Annotated in this window: 16 protein-coding genes and 2 tRNA genes; 8 read left to right on the top strand and 10 right to left on the bottom strand. The window is 60.7% G+C overall.

Features of this window, described 5'->3' with window-relative positions; all coding sequences use genetic code 11:
* Positions 1-641: 641 nt before the first annotated feature.
* From ampE to K5K89_RS04995, 3 genes are all read right to left on the bottom strand, one after another.
* Positions 642-1,478 carry a regulatory signaling modulator protein AmpE gene (ampE, locus tag K5K89_RS05005; protein ID WP_222540970.1) on the bottom strand — a complete coding sequence of 279 codons (837 nt, stop codon included), beginning with the start codon at positions 1,476-1,478 and terminating at the stop codon, positions 642-644.
* Positions 1,475-2,038, bottom strand: a complete 564-nt coding sequence (gene ampD / locus K5K89_RS05000) for a 1,6-anhydro-N-acetylmuramyl-L-alanine amidase AmpD (RefSeq protein ID WP_071491087.1) — start codon at positions 2,036-2,038, stop codon at positions 1,475-1,477. Before ampD ends, ampE begins: the two co-directional genes overlap by 4 nt.
* A gap of 61 nt (positions 2,039-2,099) precedes the next feature.
* Complete coding sequence (locus K5K89_RS04995) at positions 2,100-4,250, bottom strand: DUF1631 domain-containing protein (protein WP_222540969.1); 2,151 nt, start codon at positions 4,248-4,250, stop codon at positions 2,100-2,102.
* Positions 4,251-4,440: 190 nt separating this feature from the next.
* Here K5K89_RS04995 and nadC point away from each other — a divergent pair, with 190 nt between their 5' ends.
* A complete protein-coding gene (gene nadC, locus K5K89_RS04990) occupies positions 4,441-5,289 on the top strand; it encodes a carboxylating nicotinate-nucleotide diphosphorylase (RefSeq protein WP_071491085.1) in 849 nt (282 codons plus the stop codon).
* Positions 5,290-5,336: 47 nt separating this feature from the next.
* Here nadC and K5K89_RS04985 read toward each other — a convergent pair whose 3' ends face one another.
* From K5K89_RS04985 to K5K89_RS04970, 4 genes are all read right to left on the bottom strand, one after another.
* Positions 5,337-5,642 carry a DUF6388 family protein gene (locus K5K89_RS04985; protein WP_033903347.1) on the bottom strand — a complete coding sequence of 102 codons (306 nt, stop codon included), beginning with the start codon at positions 5,640-5,642 and terminating at the stop codon, positions 5,337-5,339.
* 144 nt (positions 5,643-5,786) lie between these two features.
* Positions 5,787-5,859: transfer RNA gene (locus K5K89_RS04980), tRNA-Thr, on the bottom strand.
* A 48-nt stretch (positions 5,860-5,907) separates the two neighbouring features.
* Positions 5,908-7,308 (bottom strand): O-antigen ligase family protein, encoded by a 1,401-nt coding sequence (locus K5K89_RS04975; RefSeq protein WP_222540968.1) that lies wholly within the window; start codon positions 7,306-7,308, stop codon positions 5,908-5,910.
* Between the two features lie 35 nt (positions 7,309-7,343).
* Positions 7,344-7,766: a pilin gene (locus tag K5K89_RS04970; protein WP_092240655.1), complete on the bottom strand. Its 423-nt coding sequence runs from the start codon at positions 7,764-7,766 to the stop codon at positions 7,344-7,346.
* 193 nt (positions 7,767-7,959) lie between these two features.
* Here K5K89_RS04970 and K5K89_RS04965 point away from each other — a divergent pair, with 193 nt between their 5' ends.
* From K5K89_RS04965 to yacG, 4 genes are read left to right on the top strand one after another with little or no spacing between them, the layout of a single operon-like run.
* Complete coding sequence (locus tag K5K89_RS04965; protein ID WP_222540967.1) at positions 7,960-9,168, top strand: type II secretion system F family protein; 1,209 nt, start codon at positions 7,960-7,962, stop codon at positions 9,166-9,168.
* Positions 9,165-10,031: a prepilin peptidase gene (locus K5K89_RS04960; RefSeq protein WP_222540966.1), complete on the top strand. Its 867-nt coding sequence runs from the start codon at positions 9,165-9,167 to the stop codon at positions 10,029-10,031. The genes K5K89_RS04965 and K5K89_RS04960 overlap by 4 nt, the downstream gene beginning before the upstream one ends.
* Complete coding sequence (coaE, locus tag K5K89_RS04955) at positions 10,028-10,651, top strand: dephospho-CoA kinase (protein WP_222540965.1); 624 nt, start codon at positions 10,028-10,030, stop codon at positions 10,649-10,651. The genes K5K89_RS04960 and coaE overlap by 4 nt, the downstream gene beginning before the upstream one ends.
* Positions 10,648-10,848, top strand: coding sequence for a DNA gyrase inhibitor YacG (yacG, locus tag K5K89_RS04950; protein ID WP_003188437.1), 201 nt, complete (start codon positions 10,648-10,650; stop codon positions 10,846-10,848). The genes coaE and yacG overlap by 4 nt, the downstream gene beginning before the upstream one ends.
* On the opposite strand, the gene K5K89_RS04945 is transcribed toward yacG, so the two are convergent.
* Together K5K89_RS04945 and K5K89_RS04940 are read right to left on the bottom strand one after the other, a co-directional pair.
* Complete coding sequence (locus K5K89_RS04945) at positions 10,845-11,060, bottom strand: hypothetical protein (protein WP_003171680.1); 216 nt, start codon at positions 11,058-11,060, stop codon at positions 10,845-10,847. The genes yacG and K5K89_RS04945 overlap by 4 nt on opposite strands.
* A 66-nt stretch (positions 11,061-11,126) precedes the next feature.
* Positions 11,127-11,816 (bottom strand): energy-coupling factor ABC transporter permease, encoded by a 690-nt coding sequence (locus K5K89_RS04940; RefSeq protein WP_222540964.1) that lies wholly within the window; start codon positions 11,814-11,816, stop codon positions 11,127-11,129.
* A gap of 101 nt (positions 11,817-11,917) precedes the next feature.
* On the opposite strand from K5K89_RS04940, the gene K5K89_RS04935 reads away from it, so the two are divergent.
* From K5K89_RS04935 to K5K89_RS04925, 3 genes are read left to right on the top strand one after another with little or no spacing between them, the layout of a single operon-like run.
* Complete coding sequence (locus tag K5K89_RS04935) at positions 11,918-12,547, top strand: DUF1780 domain-containing protein (RefSeq protein WP_010213242.1); 630 nt, start codon at positions 11,918-11,920, stop codon at positions 12,545-12,547.
* 56 nt (positions 12,548-12,603) lie between these two features.
* Entirely contained in the window at positions 12,604-12,777 is a 174-nt protein-coding gene (locus K5K89_RS04930) for a DUF3094 family protein (protein WP_046034083.1), read from the top strand.
* A 60-nt stretch (positions 12,778-12,837) separates the two neighbouring features.
* Positions 12,838-14,136 (top strand): NAD(P)/FAD-dependent oxidoreductase, encoded by a 1,299-nt coding sequence (locus tag K5K89_RS04925; protein WP_071491077.1) that lies wholly within the window; start codon positions 12,838-12,840, stop codon positions 14,134-14,136.
* Between the two features lie 193 nt (positions 14,137-14,329).
* Here the strand turns inward: K5K89_RS04925 and K5K89_RS04920 are convergent.
* A tRNA-Pro gene (locus K5K89_RS04920) sits at positions 14,330-14,406 on the bottom strand.
* Between the last annotated feature and the right edge of the window lie 16 nt (positions 14,407-14,422).

The raw sequence follows: 14,422 nt of genomic DNA, 5'->3' as shown, positions 1-14,422 counted from the left end.
GCAGCGACGTTTCCTGTTGCTGGGTCTTGAAGGCCGAAATCAACTCGTCGCGCTTGGCATTGAAAGCCGCAATCTGCTCGGGCTCGGTGGCCATAGCGTTGAGGCCTTGCAGGCGGTTGAGCACGCTTTGTTCCAGGGCGCTGATCTTGCCGTCAAGATCGCCGGCCTTGCCGGACTGGCCGAGGGTGGCGTTGATCTGTACCTGGTTGTTGAGGGTTTCCAGGTCGCGGCGCAGGGCCAGGCTGCTGCCAAGTAAATCGAGGCTTTGCAGTTCGACGCGAGTGCCCTGGAATTCACGCCATGAGTCACGCACCAAGTAATAGTTGGTTGCCAGCATCGGCAGCAGGAACAACACGCTGATCAGGCTGAACTTCATGCCGAAGCTCAGGCGATTCATCAAGGCGACGGCGGGATAGAGCAAGCTCTTCACAGGTGAACTCCCTTTCTTTTATTTTTATTGAGGTGCAGGGCGGCAGTTAGCCAGCATCTGTATAGCTCAATTTGAGAGGGAGTTTTGTAACTTAAGGTTAATGGTTGGTGGGGCTGCTTCGCAGCCCAGCGCGGGGCAAGCCCGCTCGCCACAAGCAAGCCCGCTCGCCACAGGCGAGACTGCTCACTACGGCGAGCCGGCTTCTACAGGGTCAGGGTAGGACGGTCCAGATGGCGAAGCCGGCGTACCACAGCACCGCTGCGCGTAGCAGCAGTTCCCAGAGTCGGTCCAGGCTGTTGATGCCATCGGGACCGACCGCAGGGGGTGGGATTTCGGCGGCGACCAGGCCGACTTTTTCCACCAGTTGGGCGGCGCTGATGTCCCAGCTCAGCAGTTCATGGAGCATCACACGGCTGACCGCAACGAAATTTCCGACCAGGGCAAAGCTGGCGGCCAGCAGGCGTACCGGCAGCCAATCGAACGCGTGGCGCAGTTGCCCGGCCCGCTCGGCTACCAAAGGGTTTTTGCTGTGTTCACTGGCCAGTGCGAGCAGCCGATAAGCCAGTGCGGCAACCGGGCCCAGCAGGAAGTACCAGAAAATCACCGCGAAAAAACTCTGGTAGGCCTGCCATAACAGATGACCCTGGACGCGTTCGAGCAATTGCTCGCCACTGTCGGCGCTCAGGCTCAGGTCACGTTCGGCCACATGCTCGGCGGCCTGCAGGTCACCCCGTCGCCAGGCATCGCGGAACGGACCAAGCCCGGCGAGCAAGTCACCACGACCCAGGCTGTAGATCACCACCAACAGGTGCACCGGTAGCGCCAGCAGCCCGTACGCCACCGGCTCCAGCACCAGCAGCAGCAGCGCCAGCAAGGCCACCGGCAACAACACCAGCAACGCCAGAATCAGCCAGGGCTGCTTGCCCATGCGCGGGCTCGATTCCAGATTGGCCAGTTCGCGCAACCAACCACCATCTCGCTGCAACCGCTGGCGCAGGGCCGAAAACTTCTCGATCCATACAGCCAGCACCAACACCAGGAAACTCATCGTGCGTGTCCTCCATCCTGCAGGGCGCTGCGAAAGCGCGTCCAATCAAAAGCGGGGCCGGGATCGGTCTTGCGTCCCGGAGCGATATCGCTGTGACCACAAATGCGCTCGGGGGTGATACCTGGGTAAGCCACCAGCAACTGGCGGGTCAGGTCGATCAGTGCGGCATATTGAGCGTCGGTGAACGGCAGATCATCCGTGCCCTCCAGCTCTATCCCCAGGGAAAAATCATTGCAGGTGTCCCGCCCCTCGAAATACGACACCCCGGCATGCCAGGCACGGTGGATGCAGGATACAAACTGCGTCACGGCGCCATCACGCTCAATCAGAAAATGCGCTGATACCCGTAGGTCGGCAATCCCTTCAAAGTAGGGATGTTCCGTGACATCCAGGCGGTTCTGGAAAAATTCCTGCACTTTGCCGGTGGCGAACTGCGCCGGTGGCAGGCTGATGTTATGCACCACCAACAATGAGATTTCGCCGGCGGGGCGCTCGTTGAAGTTGGGCGACGGGCAATGACGGATGCCCTGGCACCAACCGCTGGTGGGGTCCAACTGCATACAGGTTCCTTGAACGATACAAAGTGTGACCAGTATGCCGCGTTAGACCCTCCGGTTGCGATCACTTGCCGCGATTGAGTTGACGCAGCTTGTCCACCACAGCAGTCAGGGCGCGCTCGAACAGGGGCCCGTCTTCCAGCGTGTGCAGTGCACCACGCTTGAACGCCATTGCCAGTTGGCCCGCGCTCTTTTCCAACACCTTGAGCCCCGTGCGGCTGATGAACACATAAGTGTTGGCCGGCGCCATGATCGCTGTCAGCTTGCAGCGCAGCGTGCTGGCCTGGCCTTCCTGGAAGAGTACCCAGTCGCCCACCTTGAGTTGGAGAGCCTTGTACAGGTCAGGATCGTTACCCGGCAGCTCGGTGACCGGGTCGGGTGACGCCGTACTCAGCACAAATGGCTCACGCACCTCGATCAGCTCATCAACGCCTTCAGGTGCCTGGATATGCAACGCCTGCAAGCGCACAAAGAATTCTCGGGTGCTGAAGGGGTCAAACGCCGCGCTGGTCAAACCGTCGCGCAAGGCCTTGAGCAACCCCGGCAGTTGTTCCAGCAAACGTCGCCCGGCCTCGGTGTCCTGCTGCAGGCCGACGCTCCAGATCAACTCGTCCATGGTGCGCAGCCCAGCTTGCCATTGCACTGACTGCTCGCCGTGCTTGAGGCTCGCCAGCAGCAACACCTGGCTCCAGGCCTGTTGCAGGAACTGCACCACAGGACGCGGCAGGACCTTGCCCAACAGCCGTTTATTCAGCACATCAGCCACACGCTGGCGGGCGGCTTCAGTGCGCACACGCCCGGCTTCGGCATCGCGGGTGTGCTGTTCGAGCAAGTCGCTGCGCCGGCGTTCATCGGCGGCAAACGCGCTGAACTCGGCGAGCAATTGAGAAAAAATCGCCGGATCTTCGACAAATTCGTTGAGCAGGCGCTGCACCACTTGCTCGATGCGCAGGTAGAGAGGGTCGCATGCCTGGCTATCACACGGGCTGCAGCTCATGGCGACGGTCGCGACTTCATTGAGCAGGCGCCGCGCCGGATGGCTGGCGCGACTGAAAAAACTCTTGTCCAGCAACGCCACTTTCAGCAGCGGGATCTGCAAGCGGCCGATCAGGGCCTTGAAGGCATCGGGCACGGTACGGTCATTGAGGATGAACTCAAACAGCAGCGCAACCAGATTGATCACGTCTTCGTCCGCGTCCTCCACCACCCGCGACTTACCACTCTTGACGCTGATACGGGTGAGCAATTGTTCAAGCTGGCTGTGCAGGTCGAAATCGTCCTCCGACTCAGGCTCCGGCACGTACTGCTGCAAATGGGAGAGCAGGCGCAGCAGGTCCTGGGTGGAAATGGGCAACGGCTCGGCGCTGGCCTCAAGCGTCGGCGCCACACTGCCACGCACCGCTGTCAGCAATGGCTGAAGCGCGGCGAAGGCTTCCTGGCCATTTTCGTCACCGGACCGGTCGGCGACTGGCGGAGTTGCTTCGCGCGGATGCTCGGGTGCCGCACGCCCATCGATGCGCCGTGACGGTACGGCCTTGAGTTCAGGTAAGACGCCGGTTGCGACCAGCAGTTGATTGGCTTCACCGTATAGCTGGTCGGCGTTACTGAGCACGTATTTTTCAAAGAGCTTGAGCATGACCAGTTTGACGCGGATCTCCACGCCCAGGCTGCGCCCCGCCCGCAGGAAAAACTCACACAGCAGCGCCGGCCCCAGCGGGTTCTCACGATCATCCAGACGGTTGCCCAGTAAAGCGCTCAAGCGTGCCGTAAGTTGCGCAAGAGCCAGGCCGTCACGGTGGCGCACCCGACCCAACATGGCTTCAAGCGCCACGGCTTTTTCCAGGTCGTCCCTGGTCGAACCCGGCACGCCGTCGTAGGAAACCACCGGCACCAGTTGCAGCTCGCCCCGCCCTGCCTGGCCCAGACTGGCAAAAGCGTCGAAAAGACGCTCCATGAACACACGTTCGAAATTCTTGCGCTTGAGGCGCAGATCACGCATGGCTTCAAAGAAAATATGGTGATCGAGGTTGTTGCGCGCCTTGTCGGCCATTTCGAACAGTGTGTCGTCGGCGTTATCGAACAGCTCCTGCAACCCTTGCTGCAACTGTTGCGCCGCCTTGTCGCGAACCTGCAGCAACACCACCGGCAGTCGGGCGAGCGGCGATGGCGTGGCATGCGCCTTCTTGATTGGCACCACCTTTCCGTCATTGTGCATCCTGGCCTCCTGAAACGGCGGTATTGGGCGAGACGTCAAAGCTATGACGCCAATTGCAAGGCGCGAGATTATCTTGCAAACAAGGGGGGTTGCGCCAGCACACTCTGTCATTTGGCGGTAAATGAGCAGGTCGCTGGGTTCAGACGCGCACTGCCCCTATAATCGGGGCACTTTGTCTGTGGAGCCTGTTATGCCGAATCTCCGTCTTGCCGACCTCACCGCCGAAATCGAAGCCAACGTGCGCCGCGCACTGCTGGAAGACATCGGCAGCGGCGACATCACTGCGCAGTTGATCCCGGCCGAACGGCTGGCCACGGCCACCATCATCACCCGCGATGCAGCAGTGATCGCCGGCACCGCCTGGGTAGATGCGGTGTTCCGCCAGCTGGACCCACGGGTAGCCGTGCATTGGCAGGTGGCCGATGGCGAACGCGTCAGCCCCAACCAGGTGCTGTTCCACCTTGAAGGCCCGGCGCGCTCACTGCTCAGCGGCGAACGCTGCGCACTGAATTTCCTGCAACTGCTGTCCGGCGTCGCCACGCGTGCCCAATTTCTGGCGGATTTTGTTTCCAGCACCCAGGTCAAGCTGCTGGATACCCGCAAAACCCTGCCGGGCCTGCGACTGGCGCAGAAATACGCAGTGACCTGCGGCGGCTGCCACAACCACCGCATTGGTTTGTATGACGCTTTTTTGATCAAGGAAAACCATATCGCGGCCAGCGGCGGCATTGCCCAGGCGATTGCGGCCGCACACCGGATCGCACCCGGCAAGCCGGTGGAAATCGAAGTCGAAAGCCTGGATGAACTGCGCGAAGCCCTGGCCGCAGGTGCGGACATCATCATGCTGGATGAATTGAGCCTGGAAGACATGCGTGAAGCCGTGCGCCTGAACGGCGGCCAGGCCAAGCTGGAAGCCAGCGGCGGGATCAATGAAGACACCCTGTTGCCCATCGCGGAGACAGGGGTGGACTACATCTCGATTGGCGCGATGACCAAGGATGTGAAGGCGGTGGATTTGTCGATGCGCCTGAGTATCTAGACCGTTGCAAGCGGTAGTGAGCGGGGGCAGCCCGCTCACTACACACTTCAGACTACAAGGTCATTCATCTCGCAGTATTCTTCCCATTCGACACCCAGCACTTCGGCCGCCTCTTTGTGCAAGGCCAGTCGTGCCGCTTCGAATTCTTCCGGTGTCGAGGTGTACTTGAGGGTCAGCTCCCAAGGCTGATAGCCCTGGCTCTCGGCTTCATCCTCGAATGCCCACTGGATCTGGTCGCGCTGATCATCGGCGCTCAGGTCCTTGATCTCTTCTTTAAGCTGCGGCGATTCCTCGAGGTATTTTTCGAGGGCTGCTTGATGCCGAACTTCCTGGGTCATTTCAGTCGTGGTCATGTTGTTCTCTTAGATCGAGGAATGGGGATGCATCTGGGTCATCAAGGTTGCGCAGATACAAAAGAGCAGGCTCAAATGCCGGCTCGTCTGGCCTTCAGAACCATTCTGGGATCATCTGAAAACGGTGTTGCCATGGTGCCTTTTTGCCCGAGACAGGAATCGAACCTGCGACCTTCGCGTTACGAGTGCGCTGCTCTACCGACTGAGCTACACGGGCGGTGGGCTAAAGCTAGCACTGCATTGGGAGTCCGGCAACTTGCGGCCTTCAGCGCGCAATCACGCCCTGGGCCCAGAAACGGGGTTGCAGCAGGTAGACATGAGTGCCCAGGTACTGCTGCTGGGCTTGCTTGATGTGAGGCACATCGCGAGCTGCGATAAAAACCAGCAGACCGACGGCCAGCACACTCAGCACTTTCCAGGCTGCCCAGGCCAGTGGCAACGCGGCGGTTCCCGGGGTTTTCCACACATGCAACGCCATCAGCCAGCCCACCACCAGCGCCAGCCAGACCTGGGAATTGGGCATCACCATCACGCCGTCGACCATGGACTGCACCAACGCCCCTACCAAGGCCGCAAACAGGCATAGCCGCAACAGATCAGCACGAGTGTTGGAAAGCGCTCGTTCACGCAACACGCTGAACGTCGCCCAGCCGCCTCGCCACGCCAGAGCCACCACGCACAAGGCCGATGGCACACCCCATTCACTCGCCCATTGCAGGATGGCCTGGTGTGGATGAGCGGCGATTTCATTGGCGATATCGGCAAAATGCATCGGTCCGAAGCCCAACCATGGACATTCCACGATCATATGCCAAGCCTGCCACCAGATCGGACCGCGGCCCGACAGGGAGGTGGTGAGGCGGTCACTGGCGCTCTTGGAGACCTCGACCCCCAGGTAATCCGCCACTACCGCAAACACCAGCCAGTACAGCAGCAGCCCGCCAAACATCGCGGCCAGTTGCCAACCCAGCCATCGTCGCCCCGAGGCGCCAAGTACCGCCAGCACACCTGCGGCCACACACATGCCAAGCCAGGTACCGCGCGTACCACCGGCGATCGCAATCATCCACCACACGCACAGCAACGCGAACACCGCCCCCTTGAGCGGACGCGAGATCACAGGGATCAACAAAGGAAGCGCCAACAGCGGCAGCGTGAACGTCTGAAACTGGCCGTAGAAGCGCTTGTTGGAAAAGCCGGACAGCAGCAGGTCAGGGTCCAGCGCACGTTCAGCGCTGATAAACACAAGTGTGCCTGCATACAGGTATTGAATCGACTTGATCAAACACAGCAGCACCACCACCATGACCAAGGCGCGATCCAAAGGCTCACCGCCCTGGCGACGCAGCAAGGCAAACGCCACGGCAATCGACCCGCAACTGACAAACAGCGCCATTTCGGCAAGTGCCCAGAGCGGCTGATGGGCCAGCATGGATGACACCAGGCCAAGCACGATAATCAGTATCAGGCCCAGAGCGGTTGGCCTGTCCAACAACTGGCCGACAGGGACGATGGACAACCCATACAGCACCGCACACGCCCCTATGGCAATCTGCATAGCCCGCTGCAAATCATGCCCACTGAAGGGTGCACATATTCCGACCACCAGCAGGCAAACCACTGTCACCAGGAAAACACTGCCACGCTGCTGTATAGATAAAGCCATCGGCCGCCTCAACTTCCCTGTGGATGGTTCAGCAACTATGCCCCGTCGGCGCCGCAGCCCTTGGCAACATATTTCGCTTCAGCGGTGGTACTGCATTTCCAACCGGTGGTGGCGTTGCGCGTCAGGCTGATGGTCTTGCCCAACACCGGCGCAGGGGCGTCGAGTATTTCGCAACTGATGGTGCCCGCGCCGGTAGCCACATCCCCTGTGACGTTGATCGTGCAATTGGCGGTGGGGCTAGTGCCGCCGATCAATGCCAAGGTCGGCACTGTGCCCTGGTTGAGGGTGTCTTCATACCCGGGCTTCAACGCGGTGATTTCAGCCAGGCCTGCAGTGAACTTGGCCTTGGCCTGGTGCGTGGTGTACATGGGCAGGCCAATGGTGGCCAAAATGCCGATGATTGCAACGACAATCAGCAGCTCGATCAGGGTAAAACCTTTTTGACGTCTCACATTCACTCTCCAGGATAGAACTCATGACAAGGCGCTTCCTGCGCCCCGTGTTGTGCAGCGGCGCCAGTGTACTCATCCGCAGGCCGTCAATCGCGCACAGGACGCACATTCTGACATTTTATCCGCCACCGTCCGCCTGTCCGAATCCGTCACCTGACTAAGCTATACATCTTCAACGACCTCTATGCGGAACGGTGACATGGACAACGCTTCAACGATCTACGCTTGGGAAGGCATCAACCGCAAAGGGCGCAGGGTGTCCGGGCACAGCACCGGGCACAACCCTGCCCTGGTCAAGGCTCAGCTGCGCCGACAAGGCATCAGCCCAGGGCTTGTACGCAAGCATTCTCCAGTTCTAGCGGGCCTCAAGCCATCTATCAAATCAGCGGATATCACCCAGCTCACGCGCCAACTGGCAACCTTGCTGAAGGCCGGGATTCCTCTGCTGCAAGCCCTCGACATCATCAGCGAAGGCTTTGACAACGCTACGCTGCGCGAGCTGCTACAGGGGTTGCAACAGTCAATCGCCGCTGGCACCAGCCTTGCCGACGCGTTGCGCAAGCATCCGCGCTGTTTCGATGAGCTGTATTGCAACCTGGTGGCGGCCGGCGAACAGGCCGGTGCCCTTGAAACCTTGCTGGAGCGCGTAGCGATTCATAGGGAAAAGAGCGAGCAGTTAAAGGCCAGGATCAAAAAAGCCATGACCTATCCGATCACCGTGCTGATAGTCGCCAGCCTGGTCACCGGCGTGCTGCTGGTCCACGTAGTGCCGCAGTTCCAAAGCCTGTTCGCCGGAGTCGACGGCAAACTGCCCGGCTTCACCTTGCAGGTGATCGCTTTGTCCGAGTTCATGCAGCGAGCCTGGTGGGGCGTGGCACTGGGCCTGCTTGCCGCGGGTTTTGGGTTGCGCCACGCCTACCATGCCTTACCGGCTTTCCAGCTGTGGCTGGATGCCGGTTTGTTGAAAGTGCCCGTGGCAGGCAAACTGCTGAGAAAATCGGCCGTGGCCCGCTACGCCCGCACGCTGTCCACTACCTTCGCCGCCGGTGTTCCGTTGGTGCAGGCCCTGGACTCGGTGGCCGGGGCCGCCGGTTCTGAGCCGTTCAGACAGGCAATCGAGCATATGCGACACGACGTATCCACTGGCATGCAACTGAATCAATCCATGGCCGTCAGCGGCCTGTTTCCCGGCATGGCCATCCAGATGACGGCCATCGGCGAAGAGTCGGGCACGCTTGACCGCATGCTGGAGAAGGTCGCCAACCAGTACGAGGCCGATGTGGACACCCTGGTCGATCACCTCACTAGCCTGATGGAGCCTCTGATCATGGTGATACTGGGGGGCATCGTCGGCGCGCTGGTGATTGCCATGTACCTGCCGGTATTCCAACTGGGGAGCGCATTTTGAGCCTGCTGCTGGGCGAGCATCCCTGGGCGTTTGTTGCGATAGCGTCGGTGCTGGGGCTGATCGTCGGCAGTTTTCTCAACGTGCTGGTGTGGCGCCTGCCGAAAATGCTCGAGCGGGAATGGCGCGCCCAGGCCAATGAAGTGCTGGGCTTGCCAGCAGAACCAGCCGGGCCGACCTACAACCTGATGCAGCCCAACTCCTGCTGCCCACACTGCAACCATCCCATACGCCCATGGGAAAATATCCCGCTGCTCAGCTACCTGTTCCTGCGCGGCCGCTGCGCGCATTGCCAAGGGGCGATCAGCATCCGCTACCCCCTCACGGAACTGGTGTGCAGCTTGATCTCGGCCTGGGTGGCCTGGCATTTCGGAGTTGGCTGGCAGGCAGGAATGGTGATGGTGCTGAGTTGGGGGTTGTTGGCGATGAGCCTGATCGACGCCGACCATCAACTGCTGCCGGATGTGCTGGTAATGCCGCTGCTGTGGCTGGGACTGATCGTCAACAGTCTCGGCCTGCTGACAACATTGGCCGACGCCCTGTGGGGCGCCGTGATTGGCTACATGAGCCTGTGGAGCGTGTTCTGGTTGTTCAAGCTGGCCACCGGCAAGGACGGCATGGGCCACGGCGACTTCAAGTTGCTGGCGCTGCTCGGCGCCTGGGGTGGCTGGCAGATCCTGCCGATGACGCTGTTGATGGCGTCACTGGTCGGGGTATTTGTCGGCTTGATCCTGATGCGCCTGCGCAACACCCTGGCGTCGGCACCGATGCCATTTGGACCGTATCTGGCGATTGCCGGCTGGATTGCATTGCTCTGGGGTGGTCAAATAAGCGACTTCTATTTGCAGTCTGTCGGTTTCAGATGACCACTCGTGTTGCAACACCCTGGATTCTTGGCCTTACCGGCGGCATCGGCAGCGGCAAAAGCGCGGCGGCCCAACACTTTATCGACCTGGGTATCGACTTGGTGGACGCCGATCACGCCGCCCGCTGGGTAGTAGAGCCTGGTCGGCCGGCATTGGAGCGCATCGCCGAGCACTTTGGTGCTGGCGTACTGCAGCCGGACGGCCAGCTGGACCGCGCCGCATTACGCAAGCTGATCTTTGAAGTACCCGAAGAGCGGCGCTGGCTCGAAGCCTTGCTGCACCCGTTGATTGGCGAGGAAATCCGCAGCCACCTGGCACGCGCAAAATCGCCTTACGCAATACTGGTGTCGCCGCTGCTGATCGAATCCGGCCAGTACAGCATGACCCAGCGCATCCTGGTGATCGACGTGCCGCAATCGCTGCAGATTCAGCGTACCCTGCAGCGCGACGGCATCAACGAGCAACAGGTGCAGGCGATCCTCAAGGCCCAATCCAGTCGCGAAGACCGCCTGAAACATGCCGATGATGTACTGGTCAATGACCAGGACCTTGCCTGGCTGTACAGCGAGGTCGAGCGACTGCACCACTTTTACCTTACTTTGCGTGGAGGCCGATCATGAGCCAACCCTTGACCGTCGACTGCCCGACCTGCGGCGCACCCGTGGAATGGAAAGCGACCAACCTCAACCGGCCGTTCTGCTCGGACCGCTGCAAACTCATCGACCTGGGCGCCTGGGCCGCTGAAGAACACAAGATTCCCGTAGCCCCGGATGCCGAAGACGAGCTGTTTTCCGAAGACCTGCCGCCGCGCCACTAAGGGCGCATGAAGGCGTATTCCTGCTGGTCGTCGAGGTTCTCTGCAAGGTATTGCAGCTCGTCGGCCAGGTCTTCGAAACTGCGCACACCCTTGCTCTGCTGCACCACTGCACTGAGCATGGCGCGCAAGGTCAGGCCTGGGTCAAAACCGATTTCCTGTGCCGCATCCTGGCTTCTGCGCAACTCCTGCCGAGCCCATTCGTACACACTCATGATCCGCGCTCCTGGAAAAATTTCGCAGAGCATGGGCCTGCTCGGCGGCGCGGGATTTGATCCAGGTCAACGCTGCGAATCGTCGTCCTTCCAGGGCGCCGAGAGGTAGCGCGTGCGGTTGAAGGTCTCCAGCCATTCGGGGCAAAACACCACCAGGGCACTGATGACCATGCCGTTGATAAAGGCCTCGGGGAAGATGATCAACCACAGGTAGCCGACGAAATCCTCCAGCCATTCCGGCATGGCGAAACGCCCGTCGAACCACAACAGCCCCAGCCCACACAGCAGGCACAAGAGCGCCGACAGGGCTGCCGCGAAAAAACCGGAACAGAAGATATACACGAAGGGATTGCGTGGTTGGGCACGCTCGACCAGCAGCGCGCAGGTTTCAGTGACCAGCACCGGTAGCCCGATAAGCAACAGGCCATTGACGCCCAGGGCAGCGAGATCCTGGCGCCCCAACAGCATCAAGCCCAACTGGGCGGCAAAACCGCCGACGATTGCCAGGGGCCAGTCCAGCAACAAGGTCACGGCCGTCATACCGATGAAGTGGTAAGACACGCCGGTATTAAAATCCCGCCGCACCAGCCACAGCATGAACAACGCGAACACCGTGCCGAACAGCAAATGCTGGCGGCGCCGGTCGGCGAACAACTCGACCCACGGCGAACGCAGGATCGCCCACAGTACCACCGGCGCGTACAGGAGCCAGCCGATGCTCATGGTTGTCGGCGCCAACATGGCGGCACTGATCACGGCGATACTCCCCGGGTCGAATAGAGTCGGATGATCAGTCTACACCGACGTTTCACAGGGGTACTTCCTGCGGTCATCGTTTGGGCGCTAAGCTGCTAGCTATGGATGACTCAGATTACTTGCGCCTGCTCACCGTAGCGGCCGAACAAGCCAACGCGTTCTTGTCCAATGCCCGCAAATGGGAGCGTGAGCGTTGGGTCTGCCAGCGCCTGCTGCAAGGCTTGAACGTGCCCTACCGTGCCGAAGAATTCCACGCCGCCGGGCAAGAGCCGCCGGACGTGCTGTTTCGCGACGCCAGCTTCGAGGTGTTTTTCGTGCTGGACGAGGGTCGCCGCCTGAATGACGAATGGCGCGATGAACTGCTGCGTCGGCGCAGTGCGTTTTCCCTGAGCCAACTGGTACGGCGCGAAGCCAAGCCGAGGCGCATCCCGGCCCACGAGTTTCTGCTGCGCCTGGCGCCCACGCTGCGCAAGAAGGCGCATAACTATAAAGAGCGCGGAATGGACCTGGGCGAGCTGGATATCGTCGCCTTCACCAGCCTCAAGCGCGAAGTGCTCGACCTAAACAGCCATTTTCCGCCGCCCACGGAATACCTGCGCCAGGGCTGGCGCTCGCTGTCGCTGGTGGGGCCGACCTTTGCACGGGTGCTGTTCGCTCACCCCGACGCACCGGATTTCTTGCGCAACAACCTGGGCCGCAGCATAGTGTTCGACGTAGGTATCAGCCTCTGAGCCCACCCGGACTGTAACGTGGCGCCCTTTTGCAACGTCTACCTGACGAGGCCTTTATGACCAGCCGCCTGAACCCCGATGACCAACAGCATGTCGAAGAGTACCTGCAACTCTCCCAGAACCGAGTCGAGCGCAAGCCTTTCCGGCCGTGGCTGCTCCTCGGCGTGGTGCTTGCCGTGGTAATCGGCCTCGGCTTGCTGAGTCGCCTTTTGAGTTACCTGACGCTATGAGCTGCCTGGCGCTCGCGGGGGTAACTGCTCCGATTTCTTTTAGCCTTGCGAGATATCCCCATGACCCATCGTATTATTATCGTCGGCGGCGGCGCCGGCGGCCTGGAGTTGGCTACCCGCCTGGGTAAGACCCTGGGCAAGCGCGGCACCGCCAGCATCACGCTGGTGGACGCCAACCTGACCCATATCTGGAAGCCACTGCTGCACGAAGTGGCGGCCGGCTCGCTGAACTCTTCGGAAGACGAACTCAATTATGTCGCCCAGGCCAAATGGAACCACTTCGAGTTCCAACTGGGGCGCATGAGCGGGCTTGATCGTGAACAGAAGAAGATCCAGCTGGCCGCCACCCTCGACGAAGAAGGCCGTGAACTGGTGCCCGCGCGCGTGCTGGGCTATGACAGCCTGGTGATTGCGGTCGGCAGCACCACCAACGACTTCGGCACCGAAGGTGCGGCGCAGCACTGCCTGTTCCTCGACACCCGCAAGCAGGCCGAACGTTTCCACCAGCAGCTGCTCAACCACTACCTGCGCGCCCATGCCGGGCAGACTGACGTGGTGGAAAAAATCAGCGTCGCCATCGTCGGCGCCGGTGCCACCGGGGTCGAGCTGGCCGCCGAACTGCATAACGCCGCCCATGAGCTGGCGGCCTATGGCCTGGACCGTATCAAGCCGGAAAACATGCACATCACCCTGATCGAAGCCGGCCCACGAGTACTGCCGGCCCTGCCGGAGCGTATTGGCGGGCCTGTGCATAAAACCCTGGAAAAGCTTGGGGTGACGGTACTGACCAACTCGGCGGTCAGCGAAGTGACGGCCGATGCGCTGATCACCAGCAGTGGCCAAGTGATCCCGGCCAGCCTCAAGGTATGGGCTGCCGGCATTCGCGCGCCGGGTTTCCTCAAGGACATCGATGGCCTGGAAACCAACCGCATCAATCAATTGCAGGTTTTGCCAACGCTGCAAACCACCCGCGACGAGAACATCTTCGCCTTCGGCGACTGCGCCGCCTGCCCGCAACCGGGCACCGACCGCAACGTGCCGCCACGGGCCCAGGCGGCTCATCAGCAGGCCTCGTTGCTGGCCAGGTCGCTGAAGCTGCGTATCGAGGGCAAGGACCTGCCTTCCTACAAATATACCGACTACGGCTCGTTGATCTCGCTGTCGCGGTTCTCGGCGGTCGGTAACTTGATGGGCAACCTCACCGGCAGCGTGATGCTGGAAGGCTGGCTGGCGCGGATGTTCTATGTGTCGCTGTATCGCATGCACCAGATGGCGCTGTATGGGTTCTTCCGTACGGCAATGCTGATGCTGGGGAGCAAGATTGGGCGTGGCACCGAGCCGCGACTCAAACTTCACTGACAACTCGGCCCCTGAGGGCACTCAATAAATGTGAGAGGGGGCTTGCCCCCGATTGCGGTGAAGCAGTCATTGATTTGTCGACTGACACACTGCCATCGGGGGCAAGCCCCCTCTCACATTTGATTTTCACCGGACTTGAGTTTTGCACGCACAAAAAAAATCCCCGTATCTTTCGATACGAGGATTTTTAATATGGTCGGGGTAAGGGGATTCGAACTCCTGACATCCTGCTCCCAAAGCAGGCGCGCTACCGGACTGCGCTATACCCCGGTAAAAAAAAGGCGAC

It is taken from the genome of Pseudomonas sp. DR208, from assembly GCF_019823005.1.
GTDB classification, from domain to species: domain Bacteria; phylum Pseudomonadota; class Gammaproteobacteria; order Pseudomonadales; family Pseudomonadaceae; genus Aquipseudomonas; species Aquipseudomonas extremorientalis.
The sequence above is the reverse complement of the archived record's forward strand: the minus strand, read 5'-3'. Positions and strand labels throughout refer to the sequence as shown.

Excerpts from the sequence above, each read along its gene's own strand:
- ampE (WP_222540970.1), bottom strand. The coding sequence starts at position 1,478 with ATGAGTTTCCTGGTGTTGGTGCTGGCTGTATGGATCGAGAAGTTTTCG.
- ampD (WP_071491087.1), bottom strand. The coding sequence starts at position 2,038 with ATGCAGTTGGACCCCACCAGCGGTTGGTGCCAGGGCATCCGTCATTGC.
- K5K89_RS04995 (WP_222540969.1), bottom strand. The coding sequence starts at position 4,250 with ATGCACAATGACGGAAAGGTGGTGCCAATCAAGAAGGCGCATGCCACG.
- nadC (WP_071491085.1), top strand. The coding sequence starts at position 4,441 with ATGCCGAATCTCCGTCTTGCCGACCTCACCGCCGAAATCGAAGCCAAC.
- K5K89_RS04985 (WP_033903347.1), bottom strand. The coding sequence starts at position 5,642 with ATGACCACGACTGAAATGACCCAGGAAGTTCGGCATCAAGCAGCCCTC.
- K5K89_RS04975 (WP_222540968.1), bottom strand. The coding sequence starts at position 7,308 with ATGGCTTTATCTATACAGCAGCGTGGCAGTGTTTTCCTGGTGACAGTG.
- K5K89_RS04965 (WP_222540967.1), top strand. The coding sequence starts at position 7,960 with ATGGACAACGCTTCAACGATCTACGCTTGGGAAGGCATCAACCGCAAA.
- coaE (WP_222540965.1), top strand. The coding sequence starts at position 10,028 with ATGACCACTCGTGTTGCAACACCCTGGATTCTTGGCCTTACCGGCGGC.
- yacG (WP_003188437.1), top strand. The coding sequence starts at position 10,648 with ATGAGCCAACCCTTGACCGTCGACTGCCCGACCTGCGGCGCACCCGTG.
- K5K89_RS04945 (WP_003171680.1), bottom strand. The coding sequence starts at position 11,060 with ATGAGTGTGTACGAATGGGCTCGGCAGGAGTTGCGCAGAAGCCAGGAT.
- K5K89_RS04935 (WP_010213242.1), top strand. The coding sequence starts at position 11,918 with ATGGATGACTCAGATTACTTGCGCCTGCTCACCGTAGCGGCCGAACAA.
- K5K89_RS04930 (WP_046034083.1), top strand. The coding sequence starts at position 12,604 with ATGACCAGCCGCCTGAACCCCGATGACCAACAGCATGTCGAAGAGTAC.
- K5K89_RS04925 (WP_071491077.1), top strand. The coding sequence starts at position 12,838 with ATGACCCATCGTATTATTATCGTCGGCGGCGGCGCCGGCGGCCTGGAG.